The organism is Sporosarcina ureae (genome assembly GCF_002082015.1).
Classification (GTDB): Bacteria; Bacillota; Bacilli; order Bacillales_A; family Planococcaceae; genus Sporosarcina; species Sporosarcina ureae_A.
Window position 1 is genome coordinate 2,052,515 of sequence record NZ_CP015109.1, and the last position, 12,486, is coordinate 2,065,000.

12 protein-coding genes are annotated in these 12,486 nt (G+C 43.2%); all 12 read left to right on the plus strand.

Translation table 11 applies throughout. The features are described from left to right. Window positions 1-15 precede the first annotated feature (15 nt). The 12 genes from hpt to lysS all read left to right on the plus strand — a co-directional run bounded on the left by hpt (window position 16) and on the right by lysS (window position 12,299). The gene (gene hpt / locus SporoP17a_RS10130) at window positions 16-558 is read left to right on the plus strand and encodes a hypoxanthine phosphoribosyltransferase (protein WP_083034535.1); all 543 of its coding nucleotides are present in this window, start codon (window positions 16-18) and stop codon (window positions 556-558) included. A 131-nt stretch (window positions 559-689) separates the two neighbouring features. Beyond that, a complete protein-coding gene (ftsH, locus tag SporoP17a_RS10135) occupies window positions 690-2,705 on the plus strand; it encodes an ATP-dependent zinc metalloprotease FtsH (protein WP_083034536.1) in 2,016 nt (671 codons plus the stop codon). Between the two features lie 139 nt (window positions 2,706-2,844). Then, on the plus strand, window positions 2,845-3,609 hold the full coding sequence (locus tag SporoP17a_RS10140; RefSeq protein ID WP_083034537.1) for a type III pantothenate kinase: 765 nt from the start codon (window positions 2,845-2,847) through the stop codon (window positions 3,607-3,609). Window positions 3,610-3,621: 12 nt separating this feature from the next. Continuing rightward, the gene (gene hslO / locus SporoP17a_RS10145; protein WP_083034538.1) at window positions 3,622-4,491 is read left to right on the plus strand and encodes an Hsp33 family molecular chaperone HslO; all 870 of its coding nucleotides are present in this window, start codon (window positions 3,622-3,624) and stop codon (window positions 4,489-4,491) included. A gap of 299 nt (window positions 4,492-4,790) precedes the next feature. After that, the gene (gene cysK, locus SporoP17a_RS10150) at window positions 4,791-5,717 is read left to right on the plus strand and encodes a cysteine synthase A (RefSeq protein ID WP_083034539.1); all 927 of its coding nucleotides are present in this window, start codon (window positions 4,791-4,793) and stop codon (window positions 5,715-5,717) included. A gap of 231 nt (window positions 5,718-5,948) precedes the next feature. Further along, window positions 5,949-6,587 (plus strand): peroxiredoxin family protein, encoded by a 639-nt coding sequence (locus SporoP17a_RS10155; RefSeq protein ID WP_083034540.1) that lies wholly within the window; start codon window positions 5,949-5,951, stop codon window positions 6,585-6,587. 26 nt (window positions 6,588-6,613) lie between these two features. Continuing rightward, window positions 6,614-8,044 (plus strand): anthranilate synthase component I family protein, encoded by a 1,431-nt coding sequence (locus tag SporoP17a_RS10160; protein ID WP_083034541.1) that lies wholly within the window; start codon window positions 6,614-6,616, stop codon window positions 8,042-8,044. Continuing rightward, window positions 8,041-8,892: an aminodeoxychorismate lyase gene (gene pabC, locus SporoP17a_RS10165; RefSeq protein WP_083034542.1), complete on the plus strand. Its 852-nt coding sequence runs from the start codon at window positions 8,041-8,043 to the stop codon at window positions 8,890-8,892. Before SporoP17a_RS10160 ends, pabC begins: the two co-directional genes overlap by 4 nt. A 2-nt stretch (window positions 8,893-8,894) precedes the next feature. Further along, a complete protein-coding gene (gene folP, locus SporoP17a_RS10170) occupies window positions 8,895-9,746 on the plus strand; it encodes a dihydropteroate synthase (protein ID WP_083034543.1) in 852 nt (283 codons plus the stop codon). Between the two features lie 21 nt (window positions 9,747-9,767). Beyond that, on the plus strand, window positions 9,768-10,136 hold the full coding sequence (gene folB / locus SporoP17a_RS10175; protein ID WP_083034544.1) for a dihydroneopterin aldolase: 369 nt from the start codon (window positions 9,768-9,770) through the stop codon (window positions 10,134-10,136). Further along, a complete protein-coding gene (gene folK, locus SporoP17a_RS10180) occupies window positions 10,133-10,642 on the plus strand; it encodes a 2-amino-4-hydroxy-6-hydroxymethyldihydropteridine diphosphokinase (protein WP_083034545.1) in 510 nt (169 codons plus the stop codon). Before folB ends, folK begins: the two co-directional genes overlap by 4 nt. Window positions 10,643-10,808: 166 nt before the next feature. After that, a complete protein-coding gene (gene lysS, locus SporoP17a_RS10185) occupies window positions 10,809-12,299 on the plus strand; it encodes a lysine--tRNA ligase (protein ID WP_083034546.1) in 1,491 nt (496 codons plus the stop codon). Window positions 12,300-12,486: the final 187 nt, after the last annotated feature.

Here is a 12,486-nt window from a genome sequence, read left to right on the forward strand (position 1 = left end):
GAGGGGGACGGGCCGATGATCGCGCAAGATATCGAGCATGTTTTAATTTCAGAAGAGCAACTAGAAGAGAAAGTCCGAGAACTCGGAGCAGTATTAACTGAGGAGTATCGTGAAAAATTCCCCTTGGCGGTAGGTGTACTTAAAGGTGCATTGCCATTCATGAGTGACTTGATCAAACGCATCGATACGTATATCGAATTGGACTTCATGGACGTTTCAAGTTATGGAAATGCGACGGTTTCTTCGGGCGAAGTAAAAATCATTAAAGATTTGAACACTAGCATTGAAGGGCGCGATGTACTGATCATTGAAGACATCATCGACAGCGGTAAAACGTTGAATTACTTAGTGGAGCTGTTTAAATACAGAAAGGCTAACTCTATCAAGATTGTTACGTTGTTGGATAAGCCGACAGGACGTAAAGTAGATTTAAAGGCTGACTATGTTGGCTTTGATGTACCAGACGCATTCGTAGTAGGTTACGGATTGGATTATGCAGAGAAGTACCGGAATCTACCATACATTGGTGTGCTGAAAAAAGAAATCTACTCTTTCTGATCAGACTTTAATCTAAAGGGATGCAAGCCTTTTTCATTAATGCATTTCTTTTGTTAAGTAGTGTTAATCTATGCTAAAATTTACAATAGTTTTCTGTTTAGTTTTTGTTGAATGAGATGAGGAGGCTTGGGATGAATCGAATACTTCGATACTTTCTTTTATATGGATTGATCTTCCTAGCAATAATGGGGATTTTCAGTTCGCTTAACAATCCAAATCCGAAGATGAAACCAATTCGGTATGATGAATTCGTCACAGCGCTGGAACAGGGAAAAGTTGAAAATGCAACTTTTCAGCCATTACAGCTAGTGTATGAAGTAAAAGGGGAAATGGCTGGCTACGAGAAAGGTGAAACTTTCGTAACGAACATTCCAGAAAATGACATGGACAGTATCGGTGAAATTGTCAAGACGACAAGTACTGAGATTGACATCCTGCCGCCTAAAGAAACAAGCGCGTGGGTATCGTTCTTTACAGGACTCGTACCATTCATAATTATTATTATCCTTTTCTTCTTCTTGCTGAACCAATCGCAAGGCGGTGGTGGCGGTAAGGTGATGAACTTCGGGAAAAGTAAAGCGAAACTGCAATCAGACGATCGAAAGAAAGTACGTTTCAATGATGTTGCAGGTGCAGATGAGGAAAAAGCTGAGCTCGAAGAAGTCGTGGACTTCTTGAAAGATGCCAGTAAGTTTGTGGAGTTAGGTGCACGGATTCCAAAAGGGATCTTGTTAGTAGGACCTCCAGGTACAGGTAAAACATTACTTGCACGTGCAGTAGCAGGTGAATCAGGCGTACCATTCTTCTCGATTTCAGGTTCTGACTTTGTTGAGATGTTCGTAGGTGTAGGTGCTTCTCGAGTGCGCGATTTATTCGAGAACGCCAAGAAAAACTCACCATGTATTATATTTATTGATGAAATTGATGCAGTTGGACGTCAGCGTGGTGCCGGCTTAGGTGGCGGTCACGATGAGCGTGAGCAAACATTGAATCAACTGCTAGTAGAAATGGATGGATTTGAAGGAAACGAAGGAATTATTATCGTTGCTGCTACAAACCGTCCGGATATTTTGGACCCAGCACTTCTTCGTCCGGGACGTTTTGACCGTCAAATTACGGTTGGTCGTCCAGATGTTAAAGGAAGAGAAGCTGTGTTGAAAGTTCACGCACGTAACAAGCCACTTGATGAAGAGACAGTTGATATGAAGGCTCTTGCTCAACGTACTCCAGGATTCTCTGGTGCAGATCTTGAGAACTTATTGAACGAAGCAGCTCTTGTGGCGGCGAGAAGAAATAAACAGAAAATCGATATGTCCGATATTGATGAAGCGACGGATCGTGTCATTGCGGGTCCTGCGAAAACGAATCGGGTCATCTCGAAAAAGGAACGAAACATTGTTGCGTTCCACGAAGCAGGTCACGTAGTTGTGGGCTTAATGCTGGATGACGCAGAAATTGTCCATAAAGTAACTATCGTGCCTCGTGGGCAGGCTGGCGGGTATGCAGTTATGTTGCCGAAAGAGGATCGTTACTTTATGACAAAACCTGAACTCCTCGATAAAATCGCAGGTCTTCTAGGTGGGCGTGTATCAGAAGAAATTGTGTTAGGTGAAGTATCAACCGGTGCGCATAATGACTTCCAACGTGCTACAGGTATTGCCCGTTCAATGGTTACAGAATACGGAATGAGCGATAAAATTGGTCCAATGCAGTTTGGTCAGACGCAAGGCGGCCAAGTATTCCTTGGACGTGACTTCAACTCTGAGCAAAATTATTCTGAGGCGATCGCATACGAGATTGACTCTGAAATGCAAACAATAATCAAAGAACAATACGAACGAACAAGACAAATTTTGACTGAAAACCGTGATTTGCTTAATCTGATCGCTACGACTTTATTGGAAGTCGAAACATTGGATGCGGAACAAATCAATCACTTGAAAGATCATGGCACATTGCCTGATCGCCCATATGAAAACAACGAGGGTAGCAACGATGTCAAGAAGATTGTAGAAGAATCCCCTGTGGATACTACAACTCCCGATAGCACGGGTGCACCACAAGACCCGTCAATTGGCGACTTGCCAAGTGAAGGTGGAACAGTAGACAAGACGTTGCCATCTATTGATGAAGAACGCAGAGACTAAGCGAACCTAACAGCCGACTGAATACAGTCGGCTGTTTTCTTATGAAAGGGAAGCATGTTTAATACACATTCACAGTATCTGGATGTGAAATTATGATATGATGTACGGGAAAAAGTCAAAGCAAGAGGGGATAACGACTATGTTATTAGTATTAGATACCGGCAACACCAATATTGTATTAGGTGTATATGAAGGAGATCAACTGAAGCACTACTGGCGGATGGAAACTTATCGACATAAGACGGAAGACGAATACGCCATGCAAGTAAAAGCGATGTTCCAACATGTGGGACTATCGTTCACTGACATCACCGGCATTATTATTTCTTCTGTAGTGCCACCCGTTATGTTCCCGTTAGAGCAAATGTGTAAAAAGTACTTTAATCAAAAGCCTATGGTCGTTGGACCGGGTGTGAAAACGGGGTTAAATATTAAATATGAAAACCCTCGAGAAGTCGGTGCTGATCGAATCGTCAATGCAGTGGCTGCCATTCGTGAATATGGAAGTCCGCTCATTATCGTAGATTTTGGAACAGCGACTACGTATTGCTATGTCAATGAACACGGAGAATACATGGGCGGCTCTATAGCGCCCGGCATTAAGATCTCTATGGAGGCGTTGTTTGATCGTGCCTCTAAACTTCCGCGCGTTCAGCTCGCTCGGCCGGAACATGTAGTAGGTAAAAATACGGTTGCAGCTATGCAGTCAGGTATTATATTTGGGTACGTTGGCCAGGTAGAAGGAATTGTCAACCGTATAAAAGAAGGTTCTGATGTAGAACCTACTGTAATCGCAACAGGTGGGATGGCAGATTTAATTGCATCTGAAACCAAGGTGATTGATGTTGTAGATGACTTCCTGACACTTAAAGGATTACATCTGATTTATGAAAGAAATTTGTAGGGAGAGAATAAAATGACAACAGACTATTTAGTAAAAGCGTTAGCCTTTGAGGGACAAATTCGTGCATACGCAGTAAGGTCGACAGAAACGGTAGGAGAAGTGCAACGTCGTCACCAAATGTGGCCGACAGCGACTGCTGCTGTTGGACGTACGATTTCAGCAGCGGTCATGATGGGAGCTATGTTAAAAGGTGATGACAGCATTACGGTGAAAATTCAAGGCGATGGTCCACTAGGCCCGATTGTCGTGGATGCTAACGCAAAAGGGGAAGTTCGTGGTTACGCGACGAATCCACAAACGCATTTGCCGTTAAATGAACAAGGGAAATTAGACGTTCGTGGGGCAGTGGGTACGGAAGGTACGCTGTCTGTCGTAAAGGATCTAGGTTTGAAAGATTACTTTACAGGGCAAGTACCGATTATTTCCGGGGAAATTGCTGAAGATTTCACTCAGTACATGGTAGTGTCTGAACAAGTACCGTCGGCTGTTGCGTTAGGTGTACTCGTTGATCCGGATAATACAGTTAAAGCATCAGGTGGATTTATTCTACAAGTCATGCCAGGAGCTACGGAAGAGACGATTGAATTGCTGGAAGGAAGAATCGCAAACATGACGGCAATTTCTACTATGATTGACAATGGACTGACACCTGAAGGAATCTTAACAGAAGTACTAGGTCAAGAAAATGTAGAATTTCTCTCTAAAGTAGATGTGAAATTTGATTGTGAATGTTCTAAAGAACGTTTTAGCGAAGCGATTAAAGGACTTGGAGCTGAAGAAATCCAAGCGATGATTGATGAAGATCATGGCGCAGAAGCGCAATGTCACTTCTGTTTGGAGAAGTATCAATTCTCTGAGCAAGAACTACGAGAATTACTATAATTAGAATCTAAACTACTGACCCGTTACCGATTGCGTTATGCGGTAGCGGGTAATTGAATAATCTATGCAAACTTATGTACTCACTGTAGAAAGCGCTACCAATATCCGTGCAAGTATTCTACGCAAAAATGAATGAAGACTTGTATATACTTCGACAACCGACTCGCTGTTCAATTTGTTTGGTGAGAAAGTGATAAACTGTAATCTTCTGAATGATATTATTGACAAGTGAAATAGAAGGTAGTAACATTAAGTCAATAAAGCATATTAAAATACTAGGTATTAGGAGCGGATGACAAATGAGTAGAGTGGGAAATTCTGTTATTGATTTAGTAGGTAACACACCGCTAGTGAAATTAAATCGTTTAACAGGTGCAGATGACGCAGATGTGTATTTGAAACTAGAATTTTTCAATCCTGGCTCAAGCGTCAAGGACCGTATTGCGCTTGCTATGATCGAAGAAGAAGAGAAAAATGGTAATTTAAAAGATGGTAGTACAATCATCGAACCGACAAGTGGGAACACAGGAATTGGACTTGCGATGATAGCAGCGGCAAAAGGGTATAAATCTGTACTGGTAATGCCTGACACAATGAGTTTAGAGCGGCGCAACTTACTTCGCGCATACGGGGCGGATTTAGTCCTTACTCCAGGTGCTGAAGGGATGAAAGGTGCAATCTCGAAAGCTGAGCAACTAGCGGAAGAAAACGGCTGGTTCTTGCCACAACAATTCAATAATGAAGCGAATCCTGAAATACATCGTCTGACAACAGGACCGGAAATCGCTAATGCTCTAGATCAAGTGGATGCATTTATCTCGGGAATTGGTACGGGTGGTACGATTACAGGAGTAGGGCAAGTGTTGAAAGAACGTTTCCCTGGAGTCCGTATCGTAGCGGTAGAGCCGGAAGATTCAGCGGTATTATCCGGAGATAAGCCAGGACCACATAAAATTCAAGGGATCGGTGCGGGATTCGTGCCAGAAGTTTTAGACACGGATATCTATGATGAAATTATCAAAATCTCTAATGATGATGCGTATACGTTTGCGCGTCGAGCGGCTCGCGAAGAGGGGATTCTTGGAGGAGTATCTTCAGGCGCGGCGATTGCGGCTGCGTTGCAAGTGGCAAAGAAGCTTGGTAAAGGTAAAACAGTTGTAGCAATCATCCCATCTAACGGAGAGCGCTACTTAAGCACACCTCTTTATCAGTTTGACGAAGAGTAAAAGGCTAAATATCGTGGAAGCCGTCTGCTAGCACTGCAGGGAGTCCGAAGTCGTAATTGTATCCATAGCACATATGAAACTGTCACTAGAAGTAGTAAATTGCTTCTAGCGACAGTTTCTTTTTATATCCAGTAACTAAATAGCGTAATCATCATGCTGTTATCAGTGGGTGAAATTCTGTATAATTAAGATGAACCAAGCTAGTTATACATAGAACAGAGGAGGCTCACTGTGAGTAAAAAGTGGAGCATAATAGTTTCAGTGTTAATTGTAATTGTCATGGGTACGATTATTTTCTTGTTGAATAAGGAAATTGAAGAAGAAACGGGTGGCCTTCCGGGTTATGAGGACTTGAATATGGAGAGTTTGCCGAAAGATGTGGTAGATCGTTTGCCGGAGGATTGGCAAACTACTACGGATACGGATAAGCCTGGGCTTGCGAAGGGAGACTTAGCTCCGGATTTCGAATTGGCTACACTTTCAGGTGATACGGTCAAGTTGTCCGATTATCGTGGCAAGACGGTCATGTTGAACTTCTGGGCATCGTGGTGTCCGCCATGCCGTTCAGAAATGCCGCATATGGAAAACTACTATACAGACAATAAAGAGTCCGACAATATGGAAATACTTGCGGTCAATATGACGAAAACAGAGAAGAACAAGGTGGAGAGTGCGAAAGAATTTGTCGATGAATATAAATTGACGTTCCCGATTTTATTAGATAAGGATAGCGAAGTCATGAAAATGTATCAAATAAAAGTCTATCCGACTTCGTATATCATTAATAAAGAAGGTGTGATTACGGATAAAGTGATGTTGCCGTTAGATGATACGATGATTAAACAGTTGATAGAAGAAAGCGCAGAGTGAAAACTAGAGACGCAGGGGGAACTAGCATGAATACAGTAGCCTATCAGACGGCTTCCATGACAAAAGACGAATTTTTTTATGCCTACCGCCAACTTGCAACAACGGTAGAACGACATGTTTTATTAGAGAGTGGTCGTGGTGGGAAGATGTGTGTGGCGGGACTTGATCCACTTGTGACGTTCAACGCAACTAAAACAGGTCTACATTTAGAGTGGCGTGATGGGAAAGAAGAGTGGCTGACGGGAGATGATCCGCTAGTCTTGCTGAATGAGTTTATGAGGCGATATAACCTGGAGCATCAAAAAGATCTGCCTGCCTATCAAGGTGGACCGATTGGGATGGTCAGTTACGATTATGTTAGACGTTATGAGACTTTACCGGTACTTGCGAAGGAAGACTTGGCAACACCTGACGTATTCTTTTACCTCTTTGATCAATGGGCGGTGTTCGATATAGAGAATAGCGATGTCTATTTTATGACGTTGCCTGAGAAGCAGCATGCGCTGGATAATATGGTGAATGAGTGGACGGAAGCGTCACAAAAAGGTCTACGGAATCGTCAATTTACTACTGGACAAGCAGTAGATGTGGACGTTACTGAAGAAGATCTACAAGTTTCTGTAACAGGAGAGCAATTCGAGCAAATGGTGCGCGATGTACAGCAATTCATTGATGATGGAGACGTAGTGCAAGTGAATTTGTCCGTACGTCAATCAAAACCGCTCGAAGCACCTTCCTTATTGATGTATGAAGCACTGCGTTCGTTCAATCCTTCTCCTTATATGGCTTATATGGCAGCGCCGAATTTTGAAGTGGTTTCGGGTTCTCCAGAGCTATTGTTGAAAAAGCGCGGAACTGAACTGAGTACACGCCCAATCGGTGGCACAAGAAAACGTGGGATGACGGAAGTGGAAGACCTATCTTTACAGGAAGAGTTGGTGTCGAATGCTAAGGAAATAGGTGAGCACAAGATGCTTGTCGACCTCGAGTGTGCGGATTTTCAAGGGATCTGTCAAGAAGGCACAGTAGAAGTGGATGAATTCATGGTCGTCGAAAAGTATTCGCACGTCATGCATTTGGTATCGAATGTTCGAGGTACTGCGTCTTCTGATGATTTGGCACCTATTATGCACGGTGTATTCCCTGGTGGCTCAATTACGGGAGATCCTAAATTACGTACGATGGAAATCATCGAAGAACTGGAACCGACACGTAGAGGACTCTACACAGGTTCAATGGGTTGGATTGGTTTCAATGGAGATCTGGAGCTGAATATCACCATTCGTACAGCATTCATTCAAGATGGTATCGTGCATATCCAAGCAGGTGCGGGTTTAGTACCTGATTCGGATCCTGCCGCTGAATATCAAGAGTCTCTAAATAAAGCAAAAGCATTGTGGCAAGCGAAAGAAATGGCGGAATTAGCGACTCGTGGAGAAAGTAGGCAACTGCATTGATTTGCTGGGTGAACGGTAAGCAAGTAGTCGCGGAGGAGTTACAAATATCCCCATTTGACCATGGGTTTCTTTACGGGCTAGGTTTTTTTGAAACGTTTCGTACATACGATGGCCATGTATTCCTTTACGAATCGCATATGATTCGCCTGCGGTCAGCATTGGCCGATTATCGTATTGAAATGCGGTATAGTGATGAGGAAATTTTATCGGCTATTTATTCTTTGTATAAGGAGAATGGCTATGAGGATGGGTATTACCGATTGAATGTATCAGCAGGTGTGCATGATATTGGGCTAGCACCTACACAATATGAACAACCAAATGTACTAATCTTCCAGAAAACGCTTCATCTGCCGCCTGTACATACGGAAAAAGATGGCGTTTGGCTTGCAACAACGCGTAATGAACCGGAAAGTGGCATTCGTCATAAGTCACATCAGTATGCGAATAATGTCAAAGGACGTTTAGAATTACCTTCATTGAAAGAAACAGAAGGTCTATTTATTACTTCGGACGGCTATGTAGCAGAGGGCATTACATCCAATGTGTTTTGGGTGAAACAAGGCGAGTTGTATACACCTTCCTTGGAAACGGGAATTTTACCTGGCACGACGCGAGCGTTTGTCATTGAAATGGCTGGTGAAATAGGATTACCTATCCATGAAGGCTTGTATATGCAAGATGAACTTGAACGGGCAGAGGAAGTATTTATTACCAATGCGATTCAAGAACTAGTTCCGATTCGCCGGGTAGGAGAAGTAATGTTTTCCGGCAAGGAAGGATCCATCTATCAACGATTGCATGCCGGTTACCAACGAGCTGTCAACCGAATGAAAGTGAGTGACTAGTAATGGAATTATCAAAAGCGCGTGCATCTTATAAAATGGGTGAAACAACGATCAACTTTACGGAAGAAACGGTAATTATGGGGATATTGAATGTCACGCCGGATTCGTTTTCGGATGGCGGAAAGTATGGACAGCAAAACACGGCTCTTGAACATGCACGGAAAATGCTAGCGGACGGTGCAAAAATTATCGACATCGGCGGAGAATCCACTCGGCCAGGGTATACACCTGTTTCGGTTGAAGAGGAAATAGCACGAGTTGTACCAACGATTGAGTTACTCACGAAAGAACTTGGCTGTGTAATATCAATTGATACGTCTAAAGCAGCTGTGGCGGAAGCTGCGATTATAGCAGGTGCAAGTATAATTAATGATGTTTGGGGTGCAAAGCGGGAACCAGCGATTGCAGAAGTGGCGGCGCGTTACGGTGTACCGATCATTTTGATGCACAATCGTGAAAATCGTCATTACGAGCTACCATTCATGGAGGCTGTCATAGAAGATTTACAGGAGAGTATTAATATTGCAAAGCTAGCTGGAGTTAGTGAAGAGATGATCTGGTTGGATCCAGGCATCGGCTTCGCAAAAGATTTCGAACAAAATATATTGGCGATGCAAGGGTTGTCTTCAATTGCGAAGCTCGGATATCCCGTTTTGCTTGGTACATCTCGTAAAGGTATGATCGGTAAAGTGCTCGATCTACCTGTGGAAGAGCGTATAGAAGGTACGGGTGCAACGGTTTGCTACGGCATTGAGCATGGTGGACATATTATGCGTGTTCATGATGTAAAAGAAATCTCACGTATGGTCAAGATGATGGATGTATTGACGAAGAAAGCAGCGTACACTGGGTAAGCGATAAAATGGAGGGATTTCATGGATTATATTCATTTGAATGATATGGAGTTTTATGGTTACCACGGTGCATTGCCTGAAGAGAATAAGCTTGGGCAGCGGTTTCGGCTGACGGTTTCGTTGGCGATGGATCTCGCAGAAGCCGGACAAACCGATGATTTATCGAAAACAATGAACTATGCAGAAGTCTATGAAATGTGCAAGAATATCGTAGAAGGGGAAGCGGTTCATTTGATCGAGACAGTAGCTGAAACGGTGGCGGGAACGATCATGACGGACTTTGCGAAAAAGGTAAATGGTGTGCGCGTCGTACTTATAAAGCCGGACCCACCGATTCGTGGGCATTACTCATCCGTTTCCGTGGAAATCACGAGGGGGCGTTTCTCTTGAATAGCGCCTACTTGTCATTAGGGTCGAATATAGGTGATCGACTCGAACATTTACAGCAGGCAGCACAATTGTTAAATGAACACCCATCTATTAACGTGTTACAAGTTTCTTCCGTATATGAGACTGAGCCTGTCGGATTAACGGAACAAGCGAAGTTTTTGAATATCGTAGTAAGGCTTGAGACTGCATTGGAAGCAACGGAATTATTGAGCGCGTGCCAATCTATTGAAAATAAGCTTGGCAGAATGCGTAAAATACGTTGGGGCCCACGTACGGTAGACTTGGATATTTTGCTTTATAACGAGGAACACATCCAATTGGAGAATCTGATCATCCCGCATCTCCGTATGCAAGAGCGGGCATTCGTGCTTGTACCGCTTGTTGAGATTAATGAGGATGTAAAAAATCCTACAACAGGAAAACTTTATCGTGAAGAGTTAGCGATAAAGGATGATGGAGTGAACCTTTGGAAAAAGGTTGAACAAGTCGAGGAGTTTTTACAATAAGATTGAACGTTGAATGATCAAACTGCTCTATAATAGGGCAGTTTTTTCTATACAATAGAAAGAGATAACTGTTTGTCCTTTTGTTAGCCTTGGAATTTGTGTACAATAGTTGCAGACGACTGATCCTGGGAATAGGGACAGTCAAAGCATGAAGGAGTGAAAGGGAATGTCCAATATGGATGAAATGAATGATCAGCTTTTGGTGAGACGCCAGAAGATGAATGATATACGTGAAGATGGTTTGGATCCGTTCGGTCAGCGTTTTGAACGCACGCACCTGACAAGCGAGATACGCTCTACGTATGAGGAGCAGTCAAAAGAAGAGTTGGAAGAAAACGAGCATGAAGTAACCATTGCTGGTCGTATTATGACAAAGCGTGGAAAAGGTAAAGCTGGATTCGCTCACATTTCAGATCTCGGAGGTCAAATCCAGATTTACGTACGTCAAGACGCGATCGGTGAAGATGCTTACAAGCTGTTTACCTCTGCGGATCTTGGAGACATAGTCGGTGTTCAAGGTATTATTTTCAAAACAAAAGTAGGAGAACTTTCTATTAAAGCAACAAATTTTACATTCTTAACAAAAGCGTTGCGCCCATTGCCTGAGAAGTTCCATGGTCTACAAGACGTAGAACAACGCTATCGTCAGCGCTACCTAGATTTAATATCAACAGAAGGTAGCAAAGAAACATTCATTATGCGTAGTCGAATCATTCAATCGATGCGTCATTACTTGGATGGGCAAGGCTTCCTTGAAGTAGAAACACCTATGCTTCATTCAATAGCAGGGGGAGCAGCAGCCCGCCCGTTCGTTACACATCACAATACGCTTGATATGACATTGTATATGCGGATTGCTATTGAACTACATTTAAAGCGCCTGATCGTTGGAGGCCTTGAAAAAGTATATGAAATCGGACGTGTTTTCCGTAATGAAGGAATGTCCACTCGTCACAACCCTGAATTTACAATGATCGAGTTATATGAAGCGTACGCGGATTACAACGACATCATGGAACTAACAGAAAACCTAGTAGCTCATATCGCACAAGAAGTACTCGGTACGACTACTATCCAGTATGGTGATGATCAAATCGAATTAGCCCCACGTTGGAAGCGACTTCACATGGCAGATGCGGTCAAGGAATATACAGGCGTAGACTTCTGGCAGCAACTGACGAAAGAACAAGCGCATGAACTAGCGAAAGAACATAACGTACAAGTAACTCCTTCTATGGAAGTAGGTCATGTACTGAATGAATTCTTCGAGCAGAAAGTAGAAGAAGAACTCGTCCAGCCGACATTCATCTATGGACATCCGGTAGAAGTATCACCGCTTGCAAAGAAGAATCCGGAAGACCCGCGATATACAGATCGTTTTGAGCTATTTATCGTACGCCGTGAACACGCTAACGCCTTCACCGAGTTAAACGATCCGATCGATCAGCGCGAACGGTTCGAGTCGCAGCTGGTAGAGAAGGAGCAAGGAAACGATGAAGCGCATGAAATGGATGAAGACTTCATTACAGCATTAGAATACGGACTACCTCCAACAGGTGGACTCGGCATTGGAATCGACCGTCTCGTCATGTTGCTGACGAACTCACAATCAATCCGCGATGTGCTGTTATTCCCTCAAATGCGTCCTAAAGACTGATTTGACAGCTCCAATAGCGATATTGGAGCTGTTTTTTTATTGCTTAAATCAAGGGATTTAATAGAGTGTAAAAGAAAATCAAAAAGAATTGAAGAAAACACTTGCGTTATTTAAAAACAGGTGGTATATTTATAAAGTTGCTTTTGAAGTTAGCGACTTAGCGAAAAACACAGCGAAAAAGTTTTTT

Coding starts and splice junctions, on each gene's coding strand:
- hpt (WP_083034535.1), top strand. CDS start 16: ATGATCGCGCAAGATATCGAGCATGTTTTAATTTCAGAAGAGCAACTA.
- ftsH (WP_083034536.1), top strand. CDS start 690: ATGAATCGAATACTTCGATACTTTCTTTTATATGGATTGATCTTCCTA.
- SporoP17a_RS10140 (WP_083034537.1), top strand. CDS start 2,845: ATGTTATTAGTATTAGATACCGGCAACACCAATATTGTATTAGGTGTA.
- hslO (WP_083034538.1), top strand. CDS start 3,622: ATGACAACAGACTATTTAGTAAAAGCGTTAGCCTTTGAGGGACAAATT.
- cysK (WP_083034539.1), top strand. CDS start 4,791: ATGAGTAGAGTGGGAAATTCTGTTATTGATTTAGTAGGTAACACACCG.
- SporoP17a_RS10160 (WP_083034541.1), top strand. CDS start 6,614: ATGAATACAGTAGCCTATCAGACGGCTTCCATGACAAAAGACGAATTT.
- folP (WP_083034543.1), top strand. CDS start 8,895: ATGGAATTATCAAAAGCGCGTGCATCTTATAAAATGGGTGAAACAACG.
- folB (WP_083034544.1), top strand. CDS start 9,768: ATGGATTATATTCATTTGAATGATATGGAGTTTTATGGTTACCACGGT.
- lysS (WP_083034546.1), top strand. CDS start 10,809: ATGTCCAATATGGATGAAATGAATGATCAGCTTTTGGTGAGACGCCAG.